Origin of the sequence: Janthinobacterium sp. GMG1 (genome assembly GCF_034427795.1) — a bacterium.
Lineage (GTDB): Bacteria > Pseudomonadota > Gammaproteobacteria > Burkholderiales > Burkholderiaceae_D > Janthinobacterium.
Genome location: NZ_JAXQNT010000017.1, coordinates 64,302 through 87,001, shown reverse-complemented (window position 1 = coordinate 87,001; position 22,700 = coordinate 64,302). Strand labels below are relative to the sequence as shown.

At 62.6% G+C, this 22,700-nt stretch carries 23 protein-coding genes; 5 read left to right on the top strand and 18 right to left on the bottom strand.

The features are described 5' to 3' along the window. The first annotated feature begins 197 nt into the window (after positions 1-197). The 5 genes from SJI03_RS27895 to SJI03_RS27875 all read left to right on the top strand — a co-directional run bounded on the left by SJI03_RS27895 (position 198) and on the right by SJI03_RS27875 (position 9,444). Entirely contained in the window at positions 198-2,141 is a 1,944-nt protein-coding gene (locus SJI03_RS27895) for a prolyl oligopeptidase family serine peptidase (protein WP_322429338.1), read from the top strand. Beyond that, a complete protein-coding gene (locus tag SJI03_RS27890) occupies positions 2,138-6,319 on the top strand; it encodes a DEAD/DEAH box helicase (protein ID WP_322429337.1) in 4,182 nt (1,393 codons plus the stop codon). The genes SJI03_RS27895 and SJI03_RS27890 overlap by 4 nt, the downstream gene beginning before the upstream one ends. Positions 6,320-6,374: 55 nt before the next feature. Beyond that, positions 6,375-6,863, top strand: a complete 489-nt coding sequence (locus SJI03_RS27885; RefSeq protein WP_322429336.1) for a hypothetical protein — start codon at positions 6,375-6,377, stop codon at positions 6,861-6,863. A 168-nt stretch (positions 6,864-7,031) separates the two neighbouring features. Beyond that, positions 7,032-8,891, top strand: coding sequence for a DUF885 domain-containing protein (locus SJI03_RS27880; protein WP_322429352.1), 1,860 nt, complete (start codon positions 7,032-7,034; stop codon positions 8,889-8,891). A 172-nt stretch (positions 8,892-9,063) separates the two neighbouring features. Further along, on the top strand, positions 9,064-9,444 hold the full coding sequence (locus tag SJI03_RS27875; RefSeq protein ID WP_322429335.1) for a hypothetical protein: 381 nt from the start codon (positions 9,064-9,066) through the stop codon (positions 9,442-9,444). Positions 9,445-9,528: 84 nt separating this feature from the next. On the opposite strand, the gene tatC is transcribed toward SJI03_RS27875, so the two are convergent. The 18 genes from tatC to SJI03_RS27785 form a co-directional block, all read right to left on the bottom strand. Continuing rightward, on the bottom strand, positions 9,529-10,284 hold the full coding sequence (gene tatC / locus SJI03_RS27870) for a twin-arginine translocase subunit TatC (RefSeq protein ID WP_322429334.1): 756 nt from the start codon (positions 10,282-10,284) through the stop codon (positions 9,529-9,531). Beyond that, positions 10,281-10,814 carry a Sec-independent protein translocase protein TatB gene (gene tatB, locus SJI03_RS27865; RefSeq protein ID WP_099379216.1) on the bottom strand — a complete coding sequence of 178 codons (534 nt, stop codon included), beginning with the start codon at positions 10,812-10,814 and terminating at the stop codon, positions 10,281-10,283. The genes tatC and tatB overlap by 4 nt, the downstream gene beginning before the upstream one ends. Before the next feature lie 48 nt (positions 10,815-10,862). After that, on the bottom strand, positions 10,863-11,099 hold the full coding sequence (tatA, locus tag SJI03_RS27860) for a Sec-independent protein translocase subunit TatA (RefSeq protein WP_034780931.1): 237 nt from the start codon (positions 11,097-11,099) through the stop codon (positions 10,863-10,865). Positions 11,100-11,179: 80 nt separating this feature from the next. Then, the gene (locus tag SJI03_RS27855; protein ID WP_099379215.1) at positions 11,180-11,551 is read right to left on the bottom strand and encodes a histidine triad nucleotide-binding protein; all 372 of its coding nucleotides are present in this window, start codon (positions 11,549-11,551) and stop codon (positions 11,180-11,182) included. A 15-nt stretch (positions 11,552-11,566) separates the two neighbouring features. Next, positions 11,567-11,938: a phosphoribosyl-ATP diphosphatase gene (locus tag SJI03_RS27850; RefSeq protein WP_322429333.1), complete on the bottom strand. Its 372-nt coding sequence runs from the start codon at positions 11,936-11,938 to the stop codon at positions 11,567-11,569. After that, the gene (gene hisI / locus SJI03_RS27845; protein WP_034753847.1) at positions 11,935-12,372 is read right to left on the bottom strand and encodes a phosphoribosyl-AMP cyclohydrolase; all 438 of its coding nucleotides are present in this window, start codon (positions 12,370-12,372) and stop codon (positions 11,935-11,937) included. The genes SJI03_RS27850 and hisI overlap by 4 nt, the downstream gene beginning before the upstream one ends. A gap of 34 nt (positions 12,373-12,406) precedes the next feature. Next, positions 12,407-13,168 (bottom strand): imidazole glycerol phosphate synthase subunit HisF, encoded by a 762-nt coding sequence (gene hisF, locus SJI03_RS27840; protein WP_034753845.1) that lies wholly within the window; start codon positions 13,166-13,168, stop codon positions 12,407-12,409. A 58-nt stretch (positions 13,169-13,226) separates the two neighbouring features. Further along, on the bottom strand, positions 13,227-14,000 hold the full coding sequence (gene hisA, locus SJI03_RS27835) for a 1-(5-phosphoribosyl)-5-[(5-phosphoribosylamino)methylideneamino]imidazole-4-carboxamide isomerase (RefSeq protein ID WP_230542019.1): 774 nt from the start codon (positions 13,998-14,000) through the stop codon (positions 13,227-13,229). 54 nt (positions 14,001-14,054) lie between these two features. Then, positions 14,055-14,693, bottom strand: coding sequence for an imidazole glycerol phosphate synthase subunit HisH (gene hisH / locus SJI03_RS27830; RefSeq protein WP_322429332.1), 639 nt, complete (start codon positions 14,691-14,693; stop codon positions 14,055-14,057). Positions 14,694-14,728: 35 nt separating this feature from the next. Then, a complete protein-coding gene (gene hisB, locus SJI03_RS27825) occupies positions 14,729-15,319 on the bottom strand; it encodes an imidazoleglycerol-phosphate dehydratase HisB (RefSeq protein ID WP_010402123.1) in 591 nt (196 codons plus the stop codon). A gap of 19 nt (positions 15,320-15,338) precedes the next feature. Next, positions 15,339-16,433: a histidinol-phosphate transaminase gene (gene hisC / locus SJI03_RS27820; protein WP_322429331.1), complete on the bottom strand. Its 1,095-nt coding sequence runs from the start codon at positions 16,431-16,433 to the stop codon at positions 15,339-15,341. Between the two features lie 22 nt (positions 16,434-16,455). Then, the gene (locus SJI03_RS27815) at positions 16,456-17,397 is read right to left on the bottom strand and encodes a site-specific DNA-methyltransferase (protein WP_322429330.1); all 942 of its coding nucleotides are present in this window, start codon (positions 17,395-17,397) and stop codon (positions 16,456-16,458) included. Further along, positions 17,394-18,719, bottom strand: coding sequence for a histidinol dehydrogenase (hisD, locus tag SJI03_RS27810; RefSeq protein WP_099379211.1), 1,326 nt, complete (start codon positions 18,717-18,719; stop codon positions 17,394-17,396). Before hisD ends, SJI03_RS27815 begins: the two co-directional genes overlap by 4 nt. Before the next feature lie 26 nt (positions 18,720-18,745). Continuing rightward, positions 18,746-19,426, bottom strand: a complete 681-nt coding sequence (hisG, locus tag SJI03_RS27805) for an ATP phosphoribosyltransferase (protein WP_099379210.1) — start codon at positions 19,424-19,426, stop codon at positions 18,746-18,748. Between the two features lie 20 nt (positions 19,427-19,446). Continuing rightward, on the bottom strand, positions 19,447-20,697 hold the full coding sequence (gene murA, locus SJI03_RS27800) for a UDP-N-acetylglucosamine 1-carboxyvinyltransferase (RefSeq protein ID WP_322429329.1): 1,251 nt from the start codon (positions 20,695-20,697) through the stop codon (positions 19,447-19,449). Positions 20,698-20,701: 4 nt separating this feature from the next. Further along, the gene (locus SJI03_RS27795; protein WP_034753824.1) at positions 20,702-20,938 is read right to left on the bottom strand and encodes a BolA family protein; all 237 of its coding nucleotides are present in this window, start codon (positions 20,936-20,938) and stop codon (positions 20,702-20,704) included. A 46-nt stretch (positions 20,939-20,984) separates the two neighbouring features. Continuing rightward, positions 20,985-21,746, bottom strand: coding sequence for an ABC transporter permease (locus SJI03_RS27790; protein WP_099379209.1), 762 nt, complete (start codon positions 21,744-21,746; stop codon positions 20,985-20,987). Then, the gene (locus SJI03_RS27785) at positions 21,743-22,660 is read right to left on the bottom strand and encodes an ABC transporter ATP-binding protein (protein WP_099379208.1); all 918 of its coding nucleotides are present in this window, start codon (positions 22,658-22,660) and stop codon (positions 21,743-21,745) included. The genes SJI03_RS27790 and SJI03_RS27785 overlap by 4 nt, the downstream gene beginning before the upstream one ends. Positions 22,661-22,700: the final 40 nt, after the last annotated feature.

The following is a 22,700-nucleotide window of genomic DNA, read 5'->3' as shown; positions in this document are numbered from 1 at the left end:
AGGCAATCAATAGCTTGGAGAAGCGGTATTATCGCATCCAATCGCCGCCATTTCATTGATTCCGGTGCCGCTTTGCAGCAATTGCCGCGCACAGCGATGACTTTCGTTGTGCCTGCCCTTCCATTATGATGATGCACGCCGCCGCGCGCCCTGACCCTGCCTGGCGGCCCTTGATCCCCTCACTATACGGAGCCCGCATGACCTCGACCGCATCCAGCACCCCTTATGGCATTTGGCCATCGCCGATCAGCGCGGCCATCGTGGCCGCCGGCGCCTCGCCGCTGACGCAGCTGGCCTTGGGCGGTGCGGATGGGACCGACGTGTTCTGGCTGGCCGGGCGCGCCAGCGAGGCGGGCCGCAACACCCTGCTGCGCCAGCGCGGCGCGCGTGTCGATGAATTGACGCCGGCGCCCTTCAATGTGCGCACCCGCGTGCATGAGTATGGCGGAGGCGCGTATGCCGTTGCCGGCGATACCGTGTATTTCTCGCATTTCGCCGACAACTGCCTGTACCGCGTGGCCGGCGACGACGCACCCGAAGCGTTTACCACGGGCGGCAGCACGCGCCATGCGGACTTCGTTGTCGATGCGGCCCGCTCCCGCCTGATCGCCGTGCGCGAGCAGCATCCGGAAGAAGGTCATGCCCTTCCGGAAAACTGCCTGGCCGCCGTCGGCTTCGACGGACGCGAAACGGTGCTGGCGCGCGGCCACGACTTTTATGCGGCGCCGCGCCTGTCGCCGGACGGCAGCCAGCTGGCCTGGATCAGCTGGGACCACCCGCGCCTGCCGTGGCAAGGCACGGAACTGTGGCTGGCCGACGTGCACGCGGATGGCAGCCTCGGTTCGCCACGCCTGATCGCCGGCGGCGCGCGCGAGTCGATTTGCCAGCCGGAATGGTCGCCGAACGGCTTGCTGCACTTCGTTTCCGACAGCAGCGGCTGGTGGAATCTGTACCGCCTGCACGGCGCCAATATCGAGGCGCTGTGCCCGATGGAAGCGGAATTTGCCACGCCGCACTGGACCTTCGGCGGCAGCATGTACGGTTTTCTGTCCGACGACGAGATCGTCTGCACGTATATCCAGGCCGGCATCAGCTACCTGGCGCAGCTGAACGTGGCGGCGGCCAAACTCGAGCCGATTCCCCACCCCTACCAGGAAATCCGCGAACTGCGCGTGGGCCCCGGCTTCGTCGCACTGCTGGGCGGCAGCCCGACCATTGCACTGGAACTGGCGCGCATCGATTTGGCTAATCATGAGCTGGAAGTGCTGGCGCAGTCGATCACGGCGCTGCCCGCGCTCGCTTATCTGTCCGTGCCGCGCAGCTTGAGTTTTCCTAGCAGCAATGGCCGCACGGCGTACGCCTTCTTTTATGCCCCCACCAATGGCGACGTGCAGGCGCCGGCAGGAACCTTGCCGCCCGTCATCGTCATCAGCCATGGCGGCCCCACCAGCATGGCCAGCAATACATTAAAGCTGGCGACGCAGTACTGGACCAGCCGCGGCATCGGCGTGCTTGACGTCAACTATGGCGGCAGCAGCGGTTTCGGCCGCGAATACCGCGACGCGCTGCGCGGGCAATGGGGCATCGTCGACGTGGAAGACTGCATCGCCGGCGCGCGCTATCTAGCCGCCAACGGTCTGGCCGACCCCGAGCGCCTGATCATCCGCGGCGGCAGCGCCGGCGGCCTGACGACCCTGTGCGCGCTGACCTTCCACGACGTCTTCAAGGCGGGCGCCAGTTACTATGGCGTGTCCGACCTGAAGGGCCTGGACAACGATTCGCACAAGTTCGAATCGCGCTACACGGACTACCTGATCGCTTCGCAGCCGCAAGCCGAGGCGCTGTACCTTGAGCGCTCGCCCATCCACCACACGGATAAACTGTCGCGCCCGATGATCTTCTTCCAGGGCCTCGACGACAAGGTCGTGCCGCCACAGCAGTCGCAGCTGATGGTCGACGCCTTGCAGGCGCGCGGCGTACCCGTCGCGTATGTCCCGCTCGAAGGCGAGGGCCACGGCTTCCGCAAGGCGGAAAACATCGTGCGCACCCTGGACGCGGAACTGTATTTCTACCAGCGCGTGTTCGGCCTGCCCGTGGCGGCCGGCGAGCCTCCCGTGCATATCGCCAATTTGCCCGCATGACCGAGCAGCACGCAGAGCAGCACCTGCTGGACGAGTTCGCCGCACTGGAGCAGCATGAACAGATGATCCTGGCCTTGCTGGCGATCACGGGCGAACCGGTGGGCAAGCATGCCGTGTATGAACACTTGCAGCGCGCCAATGTCGTCGAGCCGGACGGCACGCCGTTTTCCCTGCTGGTGGTGACCAACATGCTGCAGCGGCTGACGCGTCTGGCGCTGGCCAGCGAGGTGGTGGGACGGGGCTTTGCCTGCGAAGCGAGGCTGCGCTGGCCTGCCATGCGCGCCGCCATCGAGCACCTGGTGTTTCGCGACCTGTGTCAGGCTATCGAGCTGATCAACCCCGTGCGCCGCAACTGGGATGGCTATGTGGAATTGCGCAGCTACCGGCAAGGCGTGGCGCGCCTGCGCATCGCCCTCTTGCGCAATGACGAGGTGCGCCACGTGGCCGCCATCCTGGCCGCCTGCATGGCGTGCTATGAAGCGCAGCAGCTGCATCCGCTGATCGAGATTTTCGGCCGCCCGTTCGAACCGGAAATGTTGTCTTTCGTCATGCCGCAACTGCAGGATGACATCCTGGCCATACTGCTGGGCAATGCGCCGCGCGAGCCGGCCACGGCGCACGCCATCCGCACGTACGCACGCGCGCACCACGCACGCCAGGCGGCCGCCGGCGACCATATCGGCGCTGCCTTGCCGCTGGCCCTGGCCGAAGATGCCCTGCTATGCGGCGAACTCGACGCGGCCGCCCGCTACCTGGCGGGCCAGCAAGGGCCGCAGGCGCTGTTTGTCGACAGCAGCATCGCCCTGTTGCGCGGCGAACACGCGCACGCCGTGGCGGGCTTCGAGACAGCCTTGAAAGGACTGCGCAAGGAAGCAGGCAAGCGCAAGCTGTGCTTTACGGGCATCGGCGGCCACCTGTATGTACTTGCACTGCTGCGCGGCAACGACGCCAAGCTGCTGAAAAGCGCGGAAACCTATCTCGATATCGCCCTGCACGCGCAGCCGAACCACGACAGCATCGTCTACCAGCAGCTCAATACCTTGCGCCTGTTGCGCGCCGGCGTGCAGCTGGCGGAAAGCATCCCCACGCGCAGCTGGGAAACGGCACTGCAGGCGCAACTGTTCCAGGGCTTGCTGTACTACTGGCTGGCGCTACCGCAATTGAGCGAACGCAAGGACCAGCTGCGGTCGCTGGTGCAGCAAGCGGACGCGGCCGGCTACGACCTGATCGCCGCGCAAGCGGCCGGCTTGCTGGGCTTGATGGGCGACCCGCAGCAGGAGCGTTATGCCACGGCAAAACGGGCGCAACATGGCTTGACGGACATGGCGCCGTGGTTCGAGCGCCAGGAAGCGTGGCAGCGCCAGTTGAGCGCGCTGATCAACCTGCAGCAGAACGCGCCCGCCGAAGCGCTGGGCGGCGTCTCGCGCCTCGTCTGGCTGGTGGCGTTCGACCCGCGCTTCGGCCTCACGGCCGTGGAAGTGCGCGAGCAGAAACGCGATGCGCGCGGCGGCTGGAGCAAGGGCCGCGCCATGGGCCTGAAACGCCTGGCCGAAGAGGCGGGCGACATCGATTTCCTCACGCCGCAGGACGCGCGCGCGGCGGGCAGCATCGCGCCTTTTAAACAATACTATTCGTCGGCACCGCGCTATGAAGTCGAGCTGGACAAGGCTGCCATCTTGCTGGTGGGCCACCCGCTCGTCTTCTGGCTCGATCACCCCGACACAAGAGTGGAACTGATCGCCGGCGCGCCGGAACTCCTGATCAAATCCCACGAGGGGCAGCTGTGGCTGGGCATGCAGCCGCCCCTGCCCGACAACGGCAGCAATGTGGTGGTGCAGCGCGAGACGCCGACGCGCTTGCGCGTGGTACATATCCTCGATGAGCACCGGCGCATCGGCGCCATCGTGGGCCTGGGCCTGTCCGTGCCCCTGCATGCGGAAAAACAGGTGATGCAGGCCATCGGCGCCATCTCCTCCATGGTCACGGTGCAGTCCGATATCGGCGGCGGCGCCGGCGACGCGGAAGCGATCACGGCCGACCACCGCCTGCACGTGCACCTGCTGCCCTACCAGCAAGGCCTGAAAATGCAGATCTTGGTCCGCCCGCTGCTCGACAACGGCGCCTATTACGCGCCCGGCAGCGGCGCCGAAAGCGTGTTTGCCGACGTGGCGGGCCGGGCCGTGCAGGCGCGGCGCGACCTGAATGCGGAACGCGAAGCGCAGCGTCAGCTCATCGGGAAATGTCTGGTGCTGGAAGAGGCGGAAGAAGAGCATGGCGAGTGGCTGCTGGGCCAGCCTGCGCTGGGCTTGCAATTGCTGGTGGAGCTGCAGGCGCTCGATCCCGCCGGCATGGTATTGGCGTGGCCGGAAGGCGAAACCATGCGCGTGTCGAAACGCATCGACAGCGGCCAGATGCGCCTGAACATCAAGAGCGAAAAAGACTGGTTTGCCGCCAGCGGCGAAGTGCAGATCGACGAAGACAAGGTGATGGATTTGCGCGCCCTGCTCGATTTGATGCAGAACAATAAAAGCCGCTTCGTGGCCTTGGGCGACAACCAGTTCCTGGCGCTCAGCGACGAATTGCACCGTCGGCTGTCCGAGCTGGCCGCGTATGGCGAAGCACATGCCGATGGCGTGCACATCCACCCACTGGCCGCCTTCGCGCTGGAAGAGCTGGCCAACGATGCGGGCGGCGTGAAGGCCGACAAATTGTGGCGCGAACACTTGCTGCGCCTGCGCGCCCTCGACGATTATCAAACGCAGCTGCCCAGCACCTTGCAGGCGGACTTGCGCGACTACCAGCTGGCCGGCTACGAATGGCTGGCGCGCCTGGCGCACTGGGGCGTGGGCGCCTGCCTGGCCGACGACATGGGCTTAGGTAAAACCTTGCAGGCGCTGGCCCTGATCCTGGCGCGCGCGCCCAACGGCCCCACCCTCGTCGTCGCCCCCACGTCCGTGTGCATGAACTGGATCAGTGAAGCGCAGCGCTTCGCGCCCACCTTGAACATCAAACTGTTCGGCAGCGGCGACCGTGCCGACATGCTCGACACCCTGCAGCCCTTCGACGTGGTGGTGGCCAGCTACGGCTTGCTGCAGCAGGAAGCCACTATGTTTGCCGGCGTGCGCTGGCATACGATCGTGCTCGACGAAGCGCAAGCGATCAAGAATGGCGCCACCAAGCGCTCGCAAGCCGTGATGGCCCTGCAAGGCGATTTCCGCATGGTGGCCAGCGGCACGCCGCTGGAAAACCACCTGGGCGAACTGTGGAATCTGTTCCGCTTCATCAATCCCGGTTTGCTGGGCACCCTCGACCAGTTTAATTTGCGCTTCGCCGGTCCCATTGAGAAAGATCAGGATAAACGGGCGGCGGCCGGCGCGCGCCTGCGGCTGCGCCGCCTGATCGCGCCCTTCATCCTGCGCCGCACGAAGACGCAAGTGCTGTCGGAATTGCCGTCGCGCACGGAAATCGTGCTGGAGGTGGAATTGTCGCCGCAGGAAACGGCCCTGTACGAATCCTTGCGCCGCGAAGCGCTGGAAAAGCTGGCCATGGTGGAAGGGCCGGCGTCAAAAAAAGCCATCCAGATCCTGGCGGAAATCATGAAGCTGCGCCGCGCCTGCTGCAATCCGCAACTGGTGGCGCCCGAGCTGGGCCTGGCCAGCAGCAAGCTGGCCGCGTTCGCCCAGTTGCTGTCGGGCTTGCTGGAAAACCGCCACAAGGTGCTCGTCTTCAGCCAGTTCGTCGACCATCTGACCCTCATTCGCCAGCACCTGGAGCAGCATGGCGTCAGTTACCAGTATCTCGACGGCAGCACGCCGATGCAGGAGCGCAAGCGCCGCGTGGATGCTTTCCAGGCAGGCGAAGGCGATGTCTTCCTGATCAGCCTGAAGGCGGGCGGCATGGGCATCAACCTGACGGCGGCCGATTACGTGATCCACATGGACCCGTGGTGGAATCCGGCCGTGGAAGACCAGGCATCGGACCGCGCCCACCGCATGGGGCAATTGCGTCCCGTCACCATTTACCGGCTGGTGGCGAAACACACGATCGAGGAAGGCATCGTCGAATTGCACCAGCACAAGCGCGACCTGGCCGACAGTTTATTAGAAGGCAGCGACGCGGCCGCGCGCATGTCGGCCAATGACATGCTGGGCATGCTCCAAGAGGGGTTGAAAAAATGAACGGCGAAGCCGCGTTCCATGCGATGATCCATTTTCCCTGTTGCTCTCCCACGCCATGACCGACTATATCGCCACCAGCGCCGGCCAGCGCGCCACCTTTTTGTGCGGCAAATCCTGGACCGCCTACGTCAGCACTTTCATGATTGCCGTGCTGCTGTTTTTTGCCGCCCTGCCGCTGGCCTTCAAGTACAACGCGCGCGCCGCCTTCGTCGTGCTGATCGGCTCGGCCCTGATCGTCGGCTACCGCCTGCTGACGATACGCAGCTACCAACTGTACTACGACGAGGCGGGCGTGTGGCTGGCCTCAGGTATCTTGCCGTGGAAAAAGAAACTCACGGGCGTGAAATGGCGCGACATGGATGAAGCCGTCTATGAAACGAACTTCTGGAGCTGGCTGTTCCAGTCCTATACGGTGCGCGTCAGCCAGCGCTACACGCAAGATATCGAAATCCACGCCACCGGCATGGCGCGCGGCAAGGATGCCGTGGCGGCCATCAATGCGCACCATCAGGAACTGCTGCGCGACAGCGCCATCGTCGTCTAGCGTCGCGCGCTCCGGCGCAAAAAACTGCGCAGCGACGGCAATTAATGCTAATCTTTGGGCCACCCAGGTAAGCAAGGCCAACCTTTCAATAGTTGTTTGTTACTTGTATTATCAGTTTATTATTCTCTGATGAGGACAAACGGCAAAATATTCAAGAGATAAACTATGCTGATAAAAAATAAAGTTGCGCTCGCCGCATTGATGATGGCATTTACCCTGACACCGGCCAGCGCCGCCAAGAAGCCGCAGAAAAACGGCAAGGCCAGCACCAGCAGCAGCAAGAAAAAAACCGTCGCCAAGAAGGCGGCCGTCGTCAGCGCCGCCACGGCAGCCACGGTCGCGGCCGTCGCCAGCGAGAACAGCAGCGACCGTTCCATGAATAACCTCAGCGGCCAGTTCCTCACGGCCCTGTGGCGCCTGGATCCGGAAAGCGCGATTTCCGTCGGCAAGTACGATGGCGCCGCCAACCTGAGCATTCCCGACGCGGCCAGCCGCCAGAAGCAACTGGCTTTCATCGAAGAATGGCTGGGCAAGTTCGGCAAGCTGAATGCCAGCAAAATGTCGGACAAGCAACGTACCGACCTGGCCTTGCTGACGAATAAACTGCAATCGGACCGCTGGTACCTGACCACCTTCCGCGAATTCGAATGGAATCCCGCCCAGTACAACGTGGCCGGTTCCATCGACTTCATCCTGAACACGGAATACGCGGCCCAGCCGCAGCGCCTGCGCACCTTGCTCAAGCGCATCGCCACCGTGCCGCAATACTATGCGGCCGCGCGCGCCAGCATCGTCAATCCCACGCGCGAACACACGCAGCTGGCCATCGCCCAGAGCGCAGGCGTGCTCAGCGTGCTCGATGACTTGAACAAGACGGCACAGGGCTCGATCCTGACGCCGACGGAAAAACAGCTGTACAACGCGCGCATCGCCGCGGCCCGCACGGCCGTGCAAGGCTACGCGGCCTGGCTGACGGAACAGGATGCCGCGCTGGCGCAGAACGGCAACGCGCGCTCCTTCCGCATCGGCAAGGAGCTGTACGAACAGAAATTTGCCTACGATATCCAGGCCAGCGTGAGCGCCGAACAGATGTACCAGAAGGCCCTGGCCGCGCGCGAAAAGTTGCTTGAGCACATGGACAGCCTGTCCGACGAGCTGTGGGCGAAAACCATGGGCGCCACGGCCAAGCCGGCGGACCGCACGGCGAAGATCGGCATGGTGATCGACAAGCTCTCCAGCAACCACGTGGCGGCCGCCGATTTCGTGCCGGAAATCCGTCGCCAGATTCCCGAGCTGCAGGCATGGGTGACCAGCCACAACCTGCTGACGATGGATCCGAAAAAGCCCCTGGTCGTGCGTGAAACGCCCGCCTACCAGCGTGGCGTGGCCGGCGCCAGCATCGAAGCGCCCGGCCCGTACCGTCCGCAGGACCGCACCTATTACAACGTGACGCCGCTCGACGGCGAAACGCCGGAACAGGCGGAAAGCAGCTTGCGCGAATACAACCACTGGATCTTGCAGATCCTGAATATCCACGAAGCCATTCCCGGCCACTACACGCAGCTCGTGTACGCCAACAAGTCGCCCTCGCTGGTCAAGTCCATCTTCGGCAACGGCGCCATGATCGAAGGCTGGGCCGTGTATGGCGAACGCATGATGCTCGAATCGGGCTATGGCAATAACGCGCCGGAAATGTGGCTGATGTATTCGAAGTGGAACTTGCGCAGCGTCACCAACACCATCCTCGACTACAGCGTGCACGTGCTGGGCATGACGGAAGCACAGGCGCTCGACCTGCTGACCCGCCAGGCTTTCCAGACCCAGCGTGAAGCCAAGGAAAAATGGCGCCGCGTGCAGCTGAGTTCGGTGCAACTGACCAGCTATTTCAGCGGCTACAGCGAAATCATGGACTTGCGCGAACAACGCAAGCTGGCGCTGGGCAACAAGTTCGTGCTGAAAGATTTCCACGAGCAATTCCTCAGCTACGGCAGTGCCCCCGTGAAAGTCATCAAGGAACTGATGAATTAACTCGTACGCATCCTTTCCTTGCAAGGGGCGCCGCGGCGCCCTTTTTGCATGCGTTTGCGCTGCCGCAAAGCACCGGCGTGCCGGTCCACTAAGCTCATGGGAAGGCAGGCGCCATCGTACTCCTCACTGGCAATTGCCGATTTTCCTGCTAGGCTGGATATCAGGAGCGTCCATGCATATGCCCATCCAGTTCGACACCCTCGATGACGCCAAACGCTTCGCCTCGGCCGGCGTGCCCACGCAGCAGGCGGAAGCCCATACCACGGCGCTGGGTGAAGTACTGGGTTCGGCCGTGGTCGTGCATGGCGAGCTGGCGGCGCTGGAGCGCAATCTGCTGGGGGAAATCAAGCTGGTGGCGCAAAATGTCGATGCCAGAGTGGATGCGCTGGAACTGAAATTCGATACCAAAATAGATGCCCTGGAGCAAAAATTCGACGCCCGCCTGGAACGCCTGGACTTGCGCCATGGCGCCGACATGAAACACGTGTACTGGATGATGAGCACCCTGATCCTGCTCAACCTGGGCATCCTCAGCAAACTGATGCTGCAGTAAGCATTCACCAACTTCCCTGATGATAAAAAAGCCGCTGCTCCCGAAGGAGGTCAGCGGCTTTTGCTTGCCAGTATTGTAGACCGTCTAGGACGCTTCTTCCGGCGCCTGGGTTGCCTTGACGAAGATCGGTGCCACCAGCAGGCCCAGCTCGAACAACAGGCACATCGGGATGGCCAGCGAGAACTGACTGACCACGTCCGGCGGCGTGACGATGGCGGCAATCACGAAGGCGCCGACGATGATGTAGGGACGCACTTCCTTGAGTTTCGCGATAGAAACCAGCCCCATGCGCACGAGGATCACCACCACCACGGGCACTTCGAAGGTGGCGCCAAAGGCCAGGCACATCGACATGACGAAATCGAGGTAGTTTTCGATATCGGGCGTTACCGCGATCGACGATGGCGAAAAGTCGCTGATGAAGTGGAAGACGCGGCCAAACACAAAGAAATAGCAGAAGGCCACGCCGGCGATGAACAGCAGGGACGACGAAATGACCAGCGGCGCGATCAGGCGCTTTTCATGCGTGTACAGGCCGGGGGCAATAAACGCCCACATCTGGTACAGCACCCAGGGCAAGGCGACGATGAAGGCGATCACCAGGGTCACTTTCATCGGCACCAGGAACGGCGAGATGACGCCGGTGGCGATCATTTTCGAGCCGGCCGGCAGCGAGGCGATCATCGGCGCCGCAATAAAATCGTAGATATGCGAAGGGCCGGGCCAGTAGAACAGCACGGCGCAGACGATGGCGATGCCGATCGAGGCCTTGACCAGGCGGTTGCGCAGCTCGACCAGATGCGAGATAAAAGTTTCTTCCACCGGGGATTTGCTACTCATGAGTAAAAGGAGGAGGAACTGGCGCGCGGACGGAAGCGCGCCACGCGGGCGGCGGCCGATTGCACGTGCAGCTTGCCGCCATGGCGCTGCTTGTACCAGCCAGGGATGGCGGAATTGCGCACCAGCTTCTTGCGGCGGAATTCGCGCGCCTTGCGGGCCAGGTCATCGTTGGTGGCGCGCAGCATGGCTTCATGGGCATCGTGATGCCCCTCATACGAGCTGGCATCGCCGCGCCAGGCGTTTTCCACCTCGGCCAGGTTGCCGGAAATCGAGTTTTCCACGCCATGCATGGATTTCTCCACGCTTTGCTTGACGGAATGGGCCGCATCCTGCACTTCCTTCTGCAGGTTTTTCAGCTCTTCCATTTCAATTTCGCGCGACACTTCGGATTTCACCTGGTTCAGGTAGCGTTGCGCGCGGCCATACAGGGTACCGGCCATGCGCGCCACTCTCGGCAACTTTTCAGGGCCGATGACTATCAACGCAACCACGCCGATGATGGCGATTTTAGAGAGACCGAGATCGATCATAAGCGGACAAGGGCTGTTACCGGACGAGGCAAGCGCCCCGCCACGCTATCAGAACTTGCTTTTCTCTTTCGTTTCGACGTCGATGGTGCTTTTGTCGGCCACTTGCGATGGCGCAGCAGGAGGGGTATTGGCTGCCGGAGCGTCATCTTCGCCCTTGACGCCATCCTTGAAGCCTTTGACGGCCTTGCCGATATCACCGCCGATATTGCCCAGTTTCTTGGTGCCGAAGACCAGCATCACAATGACCAGAACGATCACCCAGTGCCAAATACTCAATGAACCCATCACATTCTCCTTGCGGGACGGTGCCCGAATAGCGTCGACCAATGCCGGTAGTATACACGTGAACCCGGCGCGCAGCGAAATCAGTGTTGACCGCGCCAGGGGCGGGGACCGCCGTACACATGCATGTGCAGGTGATACACCTCTTGCCCGCCGTTCGGGCCGCTGTTGATCATGGTCTTGAAGCCGCCGGCAGGCGTGCCATCGGCGTCATACGTGACGGCGCAGCCGAACTCGGCAGCGAGCTTCGGCGCCAGGCGCAGCAGCTTGCCCAGCATGTCCGTATGGCTGTCGTCGCAATCGGACAGGCTGGCCACGTGGCGCTTCGGGATCAACAGCAGGTGCACGGGGGCGGCCGGGTTGATGTCCTTGAAGGCCAGCAAGTCCTCGTCCTCATACACGATGGACGAAGGAATTTGTTTTGCAGCAATCTTGCAAAAAATACAGTTATCCACGCACGCTCCAGTAGGTCATTGTTTGTCTGTTTCGCCGGCGTCGCGCAACTCATCCTTGCGTGCCGCCTTTTCTTCCAGGCCGGACAGGCCTTCGCGGCGCGCCAGCTCGTCGAGCACCTGCTGCGGCGTCAGGTCGAACTGCGCCAGCATCACCAAGCTGTGAAACCACAGGTCGGCGCATTCGTACAGGACCTTCGACGGGTCGTTGTCGCGGCGCGCATCCTTGGCGGCCATCACCGTTTCCGTGGCCTCTTCGCCGATTTTTTTCAAAATCGCATCGTCGCCCTTGGCAAACAGGCGCGCGACATACGAGGTGGCGGGGTCGCCGCCGTTGGCCAGCTTGCGCGATTCGATCACGGCGGCCAGGCGCTTCAGGGTTTCACTCATTTGCTCTTGCTTTCCGCGTAAATCGTCTCAGGGTCTTTCAGGACGGGGTCGGTGACTTGCCATTCACCCGTTTTCTCGTCGCCTTCGAATTTCTGGAAGAAGCACGAATGGCGGCCCGTATGGCAGGCGATGCCGCCCGCTTGCTCGATTTTCAGCAAGACCACGTCTTCGTCGCAATCGAGGCGGATTTCCAGCACCTTTTGCGTGTGGCCGGACTCTTCGCCCTTGTGCCACAGTTTCTTGCGCGAACGGCTCCAGTATACGGCTTCGCCCAGCTCCACCGTGCGCGCCAGCGCGTCGCGGTTCATCCAGGCGAACATCAGCACGTCATTGCTGCCCGCTTCCTGCGCAATCACGGGCACCAGGCCGTGCTCGTCCCATTTGACCTTTTTCAGCCACTTGGCATTGCTTGCTACGATGGTTCCGTTTTGCATGTTCTTCTATCCTGCCTATATTTACTGCTGATATTTACGCCAGACGCATGGGAATGCCCTGCTGCGCCATGAACCGCTTGGCTTCCTGCACCGTGTGCTGGCCATAATGGAAGATGCTGGCGGCCAGCACGGCGTCCGCGCGGCCCACCTTGATGCCATCGACCAGGTCCTGCAAGCCGCCCACGCCGCCCGAGGCGATCACGGGAATGCTGACGGCGTCGGACACGCCGCGCGTCAGGCCCAAGTCGAAGCCGACCTTGGTGCCGTCGCGGTCCATGCTGGTGAGCAATATCTCTCCGGCGCCCAGGCTTTCCATTTTACGCGCCCATTCGAAGGCGTCCAGGCCGGTGGCCGTGCGCCCGCCATGGGTAAACACTTCCCACTTGCCGGGCGACACTTGCTTGGCGTCGATGGCGACGACGATGCATTGCGAGCCGTGCTTTTGCGACGCCTCGTACACGAGTTGCGGATTCGTCACGGCCGAGGTGTTGATGCTGACCTTGTCGGCGCCCGCGTTGAGCAGCCTGCGCACGTCTTCCACCACGCGCACGCCACCGCCCACGGTCAGCGGAATGAACACTTGCGACGCGACGGCTTCGATGATGTCGAAGATCAGGCCACGGTTGTCGCTGGACGCGGTAATGTCGAGGAAAGTGATTTCGTCGGCGCCCTGCTCATCATAGCGGCGGGCAATTTCCACCGGATCGCCGGCGTCGCGCAATTCCGTGAAATTGACGCCTTTGACGACGCGGCCATTGGTCACGTCGAGGCAGGGGATGATACGTTTTGCAAGCATGATGGTATCCAGATTGTCGCCAGGCCGGGCATGCACGCGCACACCCGGCCGGGCAGGCTTAAACGGCGGCGTCGGTCAGTTCGTCGGCGCGTTCCTGCGCCTGCGCCAGGTCGATCGTGCCTTCATAGATGGAACGGCCGCAGATCACGCCTTCGATACCTTCGGCCTGGACCGCGCACAGCGCTTCCACGTCGCCGATATTGTGCAGGCCGCCCGAGGCGATGACGGGGATCTTGACGGCTTGCGCCAGCTTGACGGTGGCGTCGATATTGATGCCGCCCATCATGCCGTCGCGGCCGATGTCCGTGTAGATGATCGATTCGACGCCGTAGGCTTCGAATTTTTTCGCCAGATCGATCACTTCGTGGCCCGACATCTTGCTCCAGCCATCCGTTGCCACTTTGCCATCTTTGGCATCGAGGCCGACGATGATGTGGCCCGGGAAGGCGCCGCAGGCGTCGTGCAGGAAGCCGGGGCTTTTCACGGCCGCCGTGCCGATGATGATGTAGGTGATGCCGGCGTCGAGGTAGCGCTCGATGGTGTCGAGGTCACGGATGCCGCCGCCCAGCTGCACGGGGATTTCCTCGATGTCATTTTCCACGGCGAAATCTTGCACCGCCTTCAGGATGGCCTTGACGGCGCCTTCGTTCTTCGGCTTGCCGGCAAAAGCGCCATTCAGGTCGACCAAATGCAGCCGGCGCGCGCCTTGCATCAGCCAATGGCGGGCCATCTCGGCCGGGTCTTCGGAAAATACGGTGGCAAGTTCCATATCGCCTTGTTTCAGGCGTACGCAGTGACCGTCTTTCAGGTCGATGGCGGGAATAAGCAGCATGGTCAGTGTGGTCTAGAGTGAGTGAGAGGCGGAAAAAAAGCCGGAGAGCTAACGTTAAGGTTGCCAGTGAACGAAGTTCTTGTACAGCTGCAAGCCAGCGGCAGCGCTTTTTTCAGGGTGAAACTGTGTCGCGAAAATATTATCACGGGCGACGGCGCAGGCGAACGGCGCGCCATAGACAGTCTCGCCCACCGTGTGCGCCGCCTCTTGAGGTTGAGCAAAATAACTGTGCACAAAGTAAAAATACGCGTTGTCGGCGATGCCATCCCACATGACATGGGACGCCGTTTGCCGCACCTGGTTCCAGCCCATTTGCGGCACCTTGAAGCGCGAGCCGTCTTCCTGCAACTGGCCGTCGAGCTGGAAGCGCACGACTTTGCCTGGCAGCAAGCCCAGACCGGCCGCATTGCCCTCTTCGCTGCCGTCGAACAGCATTTGCTCGCCGATGCACACGCCCAGCACGGGCTTGCTGTCGGCGGCGCGCAGCAGCGCCTCCAGTACGCCTGATTCGCGCAGGCTGCGCATGCAGTCGGGCATGGCGCCCTGGCCCGGCAAGACGATGCGGTCGGCGCTGTCGATGTCTTGCGCCAGTCCGGAAATGCGCACGTCGGCTTCCGGCGCTACGGCACGCAAGGCCTGCGCCACCGAGCGCAAATTACCCATGCCGTAATCCACCACCACAATTTTATTCATGTTTGATCTCGGAATCTACAGTGGTTCGCGGGCGCTTACAGGCTGCCCTTGGTCGATGGAATGATGCCGGCCGCGCGCTCGTCGAGCTCGGCAGCCATGCGCAGCGCGCGGCCAAAGGCCTTGAACACGGTTTCGCACTGATGGTGGGCATTCGTGCCTCGCAAGTTGTCGATATGCAATGTCACGCCCGCATGGTTGACGAAGCCGCGGAAAAATTCCAGGGTCAGGTCGACGTCGAAGCCGGCGATCATGGCGCGCGTAAACGGGATGTGGTATTCGATGCCCGGGCGGCCCGAGAAATCGAGCACCACGCGCGACAGCGCCTCGTCCAGCGGCACATACGCGTGACCGTAGCGGCGGATGCCCTTCTTGTCGCCGATAGCCTTGGCCACGGCCATGCCCAAGGTGATGCCCACGTCTTCCACCGTATGGTGATTGTCGATATGCACGTCGCCCGTCGCTTCGATATCCAGGTCGATCAAGCCGTGGCGGGCGATCTGGTCCAGCATATGGTCGAGGAAGGGCACACCGGTGTTCAGCTTTTGCTGGCCCGTGCCATCCAGGTTGAGGGCGACGCGAACTTGCGTCTCATTGGTGTTGCGCGTGATTTCTGCGGTGCGGTTCATGGGAGGCTCTGGCGATAGGCTAAACGAGGGATGCCTTGAAGGCATCGTAAAAAAGGGAATTTTCTTCCGGGGTGCTGACGCTGATGCGCAGGCAATTGGCCAGCGCAGCATGCATTTTACTCATATTTTTAATTAAAACCCTGCGGGCAAGCAGTTTTGCGCAAACATCGTCGGAATCAGCCACACGAATCAGAAGAAAATTTGCCTTCGAGGGGAAGACCGTTACGCCCGGCAATTCCGCCAGACGCAGCGCCAGATCGTCGCGCGCTCTGTTGAGCAAATCCGCCTGGGCATTCAACACATCGAGGTGTTCGAGCGCGAATTCGGCCGCCGCCTGGGTCAGCACGTTCACATTGTACGGCGGGCGCACTTTTTCAAATTGCGCCAGCAGGGCCGGCGCGGCCGACATGTAGCCGAGGCGGATGCCGGCCAGGCCCAGTTTCGACACGGTGCGCATCACTACCAGGTTTTCGAACTCGGGCAGGCGGCCCATGAAGCTGTGCTGCGCGAACGGTTCATACGCTTCGTCGACGACGGCGATGCCCGTGTCGCCGAGGGCCGCCAGGATGCGCTCGATGTCGGCAGTGGCAAACAGGTTGCCCGTCGGGTTGTTCGGATAGGCGAGGAAGACCAGCGCCGGGCGATGCTGTTCGATCGCCGCCAGCATGGCCGGCATGTCCAGGCTGAAGTCCGCCTGCAAAGGCACGCCGACAAAATCCATGCCGGCAAACTGCGCCGAGCGCGCATACATGACGAAGGCCGGCACGGGCGCCAGCAGCACGGCGCGCTGGCCCGGCTCCTGGTGGGCACACGCCATGGCCAGGATGGAAATCAGTTCATCGGAGCCATTGCCCAGCATGACGTCGTAACCGGCGGGCACGCCGAGTCTGGCGCAAATGGCCGCCTGCAGGCTGGCGTAGGACGGCGGATAGCGGTTCAGCGCCACGCCGGCCAGGCGCGCGCCCAGCTCCTCGCGCAGCTGCGGCGGCAGCGGATACGGATTTTCCATCGCATCGAGTTTGATGTAACCGCTGGCATCGGCTACCTGGTAGCTTTTGACGGCTCGCACATCGGAGCGCACGGTATTGCTGATTAACTGATCGAGGAAAGACATGCTGCAAACACTCCTGATGAAATTAAATGACGACGTCTTCCGGCACTGCGGCGCTGCGCGCCTTGCGGGCCGGTACTTTTTTCACGGCGGGCGGCTTTTTCACGGCAGCCGGCTTCTTGGCAGCCGCCGGTTTCTTTGCTGCCGCCCTGGCGGGCTTGTGCACGGCCAATGTGGCCGGTGCGGCCAGCTCCTGCGTCAGCGCCGCCAGCCGTTGTTCGATGATGGCGCAGTAATCGGGATTCAATTCAAAGCCGACGAAATCGCGCCCGCAGCGCTTGGCCGCCAGGGCCGTGGTGCCGCTGCCCATGAACAGGTCGAGCACCACGCCGCCGGGCGGGCACGAAGCCTTGAGCATGCGCTCGATGATTTCGAGCGGCTTTTGCGTCGGGTGGTCGGCCCGCTCCGGATGTTCCTTGTGCAGGCGCGACACGCTCCACAAGTCTTTCGGGTTGTAGCCCACTTCCAGCCATTTCGCGCCGATGAAGATCGAGCGCGAACGGGCTTTCTTGGTAGCCGCGTCGTAGGCGATGCGCACCGCGTCAAGGTCGAAGTAGTAATCCTTGCGCTTGACGAAGAAGCCGATGGTGTCGTGCACCGATGAAAAGCTGCGCACGCTGCCGCCCATGGACGGCACGCGGCGGTCCCAGATGATTTCATTCATCATCGCCATGCGCTGCTTCAGCATGACGAAGATCTCCGGCGAATAGCGCCAGGTCAGAAAGATGTACAGGCTGCCGTTGGCCTTCAGCTTGGGCAGCGCCGCATCGATCCACTGTTCCGTCCAGCGCAGGTAGTCGGCCACCGACTGCTGGTCCGAGGCATTGCCGTAATCCTTGCCCAGGTTGTACGGCGGATCCGTCAGGATCAGGTCCACCGAGCCATCGGGAATGCGCGCCAGCCCCGCCAGCGCATCTTCGCAATAGACCCGGTTGACCCAGTCCGGCTGCTCCGCCAACTTCGTCATGGCTGCGGCTTCAGGCGCAGTTCGGCGCTGCGCGCGTGCGCCTGCAAGCCTTCGCCATACGCCAGCGTTGCGGCGACACGGCCCAGGGTTTGCGCGCCCGCTTCACTGACGTAAATGATGGAGGAGCGCTTCTGGAAGTCGTACACGCCCAGCGGCGACGAAAAGCGCGCCGTGCGCGACGTTGGCAGCACGTGATTGGGACCGCAGCAATAGTCGCCCAGCGACTCGGACGAAAAGCGGCCCAGGAACATGGCGCCCGCGTGGCGGATCTGCTCGGCCCACTGCTGCGGGTTGTCCGCCGAGATTTCCAGGTGTTCCGCGGCGATGCTGTTGGCGATCTCGCACGCTTCTTCCATGCTGCGCACCTTGATCAGCGCGCCCCTGTCCTGCAGCGAGGTGCTGATGGTGGCCTGGCGCGGCATCGTCGGCAGCAGCTTGGCGATGCTCTCTTCGACTTGCGCGATGTAATCGGCGTCCGGGCACAGCAGAATCGCCTGCGCCAGTTCGTCGTGCTCGGCCTGCGAAAACAGGTCCATCGCCACCCAGTCGGGGTCCGTCGTGCCGTCGCACAGCACGAGAATTTCCGACGGCCCGGCGATCATGTCGATGCCGACGATACCGAACACGCGGCGCTTGGCGGCAGCCACATAGGCGTTGCCGGGGCCGACGATCTTATCCACGGCGGCGATCGTCTGCGTGCCATACGCCAGCGCGCCGACAGCTTGCGCGCCGCCGATGGTGATCACGCGCGTCACGCCGGCGATTGCGGCGGCGGCCAGCACCATCTGGTTTTTCACGCCATCGGGCGTCGGCACCACCATGATGATCTCGCCCACGCCCGCCACGTGCGCGGGAATAGCGTTCATCAGCACGGACGATGGATACGCTGCCTTGCCGCCCGGGACGTAGATGCCGACCCGGTCCAGCGGCGTGATCTTCTGTCCCAGCACAGTGCCATCGGGCTCGGTGTAGCTAAAGCCGCGCAATTCCTCGCGCTGGCGTTCGTGGAAGGCGCGGATGCGCTGCGCGGCGATCTGCAGCGCCTCGCGCTGGGCCGACGGCAAGCCGTTCAGGGCTGCCTGCAATTCGGCTTGCGAAATATCAAACGCCGCCATTTCCGCCGCGCCGCCATGCGGGATGCGGTCGAAAAGGTTGGTGTATTCCAGTACGGCGGCATCGCCGCGCGTTTTCACATCGGCCAGGATTTTTGCGACCGACGTTTCAATCGCTGCATCGGTGCCCGCCTCGAACGCCAGCAAGGTGTCGAGCGATTGTTGGAAACCATCCTGGCTTGAATCGAGCTTGCGTATCTGTATCGGCATAATCGGCTTTCTGCTACTGAATAAGTCTAGGCTTGCGAATTAGTTTGCGAAGCGCGTTCAAACGCCTCGATGATCGGCTGCAAGCGCTCGCGCTTGAGCTTGAGCGCAGCCTGGTTGACCACCAGGCGCGACGAAATTTCCATGATGTGCTCGACCTCGACGAGGTTGTTCGCGCGCAAAGTGCTGCCCGTGCTGACCAGGTCGACGATGGCGTCGGACAGGCCGACCAGCGGCGCCAGCTCCATCGAGCCATACAGCTTGATCAGGTCGACGTGCACGCCCTTGGCGGCGAAATGCTCGCGCGCCGTGTGCACGAACTTGGTGGCCACGCGCAAGCGCGCGCCCTGGTGCACGGCCTTTTCATAGTCAAAACCGGCCTGCACCGCCACCGACATGCGGCAGGCGGCGATATTCAGGTCGATCGGCTGGTACAGGCCTTCGCCGCCGTGTTCGAGCAAGACATCCTTGCCCGCCACGCCGAAATCGGCCGCGCCGTACTGCACGTAGGTCGGCACGTCGCTGGCGCGCACGATGATGACGCGCACGTTCGGATCGTTGGTGGCCAAAATCAGCTTGCGCGAAGTCTCCGGGTTTTCCAGCACCTTGATGCCGGCCGCTTCCAGCAGCGGCATGGTGTCCTCAAAAATGCGGCCCTTCGAGAGCGCCAGGATCAGCTGGGAGCTGTCACCGTTGTTCGATCCGTTCATGCTCGTTCCTTTTCTTGTTTTTACTTGATGCGCACGATGTTCGCGCCGACGGCCGACAATTTCACTTCCATGCGGTCGTAGCCGCGGTCGAGGTGATAGATGCGGTCGATCAGCGTTTCGCCATCGGCGGCCAGGGCCGCGATCACCAGCGACGCCGAAGCGCGCAGGTCGGTCGCCATCACGGGCGCGCCGCGCAGCTGCTTGACGCCGGCGATGATGGCCGTGTTGCCTTCGATGGTGACGTCGGCGCCCAGGCGGTTCATTTCCTGCACGTGCATGAAGCGGTTCTCGAAAATCGTCTCGGTGACGCGGCTGGCACCATTCGCGATGGTGTTCACGGCCATGAACTGCGCCTGCATGTCGGTCGGGAAGCCCGGGTATTCCGTGGTGCGGAAGCTGACAGGGTTCGGACGGGCCGACATCTCGGCGCGGATCCAGTCGGCGCCGAAGGTCATCGTCAGGCCCATGGCGCGCAGCTTGTCGAGCGCCGCGTCGAGGATATCGGTGCGCACGTTGCGCAGGGTGATATCGCCGCCCGTGGCCGCCACGGCGCACAGGAAGGTGCCCGTTTCGATACGGTCGGCGATCACCGCGTGCGAGGCGCCGTGCAGGGCGTCCACGCCCTGGATCACCAGGCGACTGGTGCCGATGCCGTCGATCTTCGCGCCCATGGCCACCAGCAGGTGCGCCAGGTCGGTTACTTCCGGTTCGCAGGCGGCGTTTTCCAGGATGGTCTCGCCTTCGGCCAGGGTCGCGGCCATCAGCAGATTCTCGGTGCCGGTGACGGTGATCATGTCGGTGACGATGCGCGCGCCTTTCAGCTTGGCGCACTTGGCGTAGATGTAACCCGCTTCGATGCGGATCTCGGCGCCCAGCGCCTCCAGGCCCTTGATATGCTGGTCGACGGGACGCGAACCGATGGCGCAGCCGCCCGGCAAGGACACCTTGGCTTCGCCGAAGCGCGCCAGCAGGGGGCCGAGCACGAGGATCGAGGCGCGCATGGTTTTCACCAGTTCGTACGGCGCTTCCAGGGTATCGATGGCGCTGCCGTTGAGGAGCACGCGGTCGCCGTCCTGCTGCACTTTCAGGCCCGTCTGGCCCAGCAGTTTCAACATGGTGGCCACGTCGTGCAGATGCGGCACGTTCGTCAGGTCCAGGTCGCCCGCGGTCAGCAGACCCGCGCACAGGATGGGCAGGGCGGCGTTCTTCGCGCCGGAGATGGCGATGTCGCCGTTCAGGCGGTTGCCGCCGTTGATGAGGAGCTTGTCCATGTGCTTATCCTTGGAATTCTTCAGGTGTCAGGGTTTTCATCGACAGCGCGTGGATTTCTTCGCGCATGCGGTCGCCCAGCGCCGCGTAGACGATCTGGTGGCGCTGGATCAGACGCTTGCCGGCAAACGCGGGCGAAACGATCACGGCCTGGAAGTGTTGGCCATCGCCCTCCACTTCGAGGTGCGTGCATTCGAGGCCGGCCGACAGGTAGCCGTGGATCAGTTCTGGAGTGGTGGTCACGATAAGTCCTTGATATTGAATAATGTAGTGATGTGATATGCCGCAATTAGTGGCGCAAACGATAGCCGCTCTTCAGCAGGCGAATCGATGCCAGCGCCAGGATCACGAGGAAGCCGGCGACGATGGAAAGACTGAGCCACGGGCTGACGTCGGACACGCCGAAGAAGCCGTAGCGGAAGCCGTCGATCATGTAGAAGAAGGGATTCAAATGCGACACCGTCTGCCAGAACGGCGGCAGCGAATGGATCGAATAGAACACGCCCGACAAAAAGGTGGCCGGCATGATCAGGAAGTTCTGGAAGGCGGCCAGCTGGTCGAATTTTTCAGCCCAGATGCCGGCGATCAAGCCCATGGTGCCCAGCATGGCGGCGCCCAGGAAGGCGAAGACGACGATCCACAGCGGCGCGACAAACGACAGGTCGGCGAACCAGCAAGTGATGGCGAAGACGCCAAAGCCCACGGCCAGGCCGCGCGCGACGGAAGCGAGTACATACGCCGAGAAGATTTCCCAGTGCGACAGGGGCGTGAGCAGCACGAACACCAGGTTGCCCGTGATCTTGGACTGGATCAGCGAGGACGAGGAATTGGCGAACGCGTTTTGCAGCACGCTCATCATCACCAGGCCGGGAATCAGAAAGGCCGTGTAGCTGACGCCGGGACTCGGCTCCACGCGGCCGTCGAGCACATGGCCGAACACCAGCAGGTACAGCATCGACGTGAGCACGGGCGCGGCCACGGTTTGCGTCGCCACTTTCCAGAAGCGCAGCGTCTCTTTGTAGACGAGGGTGCGAAATCCTGTCGAAATCATACGGTACCTTTATCCATGATCTGCAAGAAGATATCTTCCAGGTCGGCTTGTTGCAATTGCATTTCATCGATCTCGGCGCCCGCTTCGCGCAGGCGGGCGAGGATTTTCTCGACTTCGCTGTATTCGTTGACGCGCAGGCTGAACTTGTTCGGCGCCTGCTGTTCTTCCGGGTGCAGCACCAGGTGCTGCAGGTCGGCCGGCAGGGCGCCGTGTTTCAGGTGCACCTGCAGCTGCGAGCCGGCGATGCGACGGATCAGGGCCGACATGGTGTCGAGCGCCACCACCTTGCCGGTTTTCAGCATGGCGACGCGCTGGCACATGGCCTGCGCCTCTTCCAGGTAGTGGGTGGTCAGGACGACCGTGTGGCCGCCTTCTCGGTTCAGGCGCGAAATGAACTTCCACAGGGTCTGGCGCAGTTCCACGTCGACGCCGGCCGTCGGCTCATCGAGCACGATGACGGGCGGCTTGTGCACCAGCGCCTGGGCCACGAGCACGCGGCGCTTCATGCCGCCGGACAGCGCGCGCATATTCGTGTCGGCCTTGCCGGTGAGGTCGAGGTTTTCCATGACCTCGTCGATCCACTTGTCGTTGTTCGGCAGGCCGAAATAGCCGGACTGCAGGCGGAGGGTTTCGCGCACGGTGAAAAACGGGTCGAACACCAGTTCCTGCGGCACCACGCCCAGGTTGCGGCGCGCATTGCGGAAGTCCGTGACGACATCGTGGCCGTGGATCTTGACGGTGCCCGCGTCGGGGCGTATCAGGCCGGCGATGATGGAGATGAGGGTCGTCTTGCCGGCGCCATTCGGGCCGAGCAGGCCGAAAAATTCGCCTTCCTCGATGGCCAGCGACACGCCGCCCAGCGCCTTGAGCGATTTATAGCTCTTTTCTACATTCGTTATTTGAATTGCGGTCATGTGCTTGTTTCAAGTGTAATGCGTCTGGTGTGATGCGCCA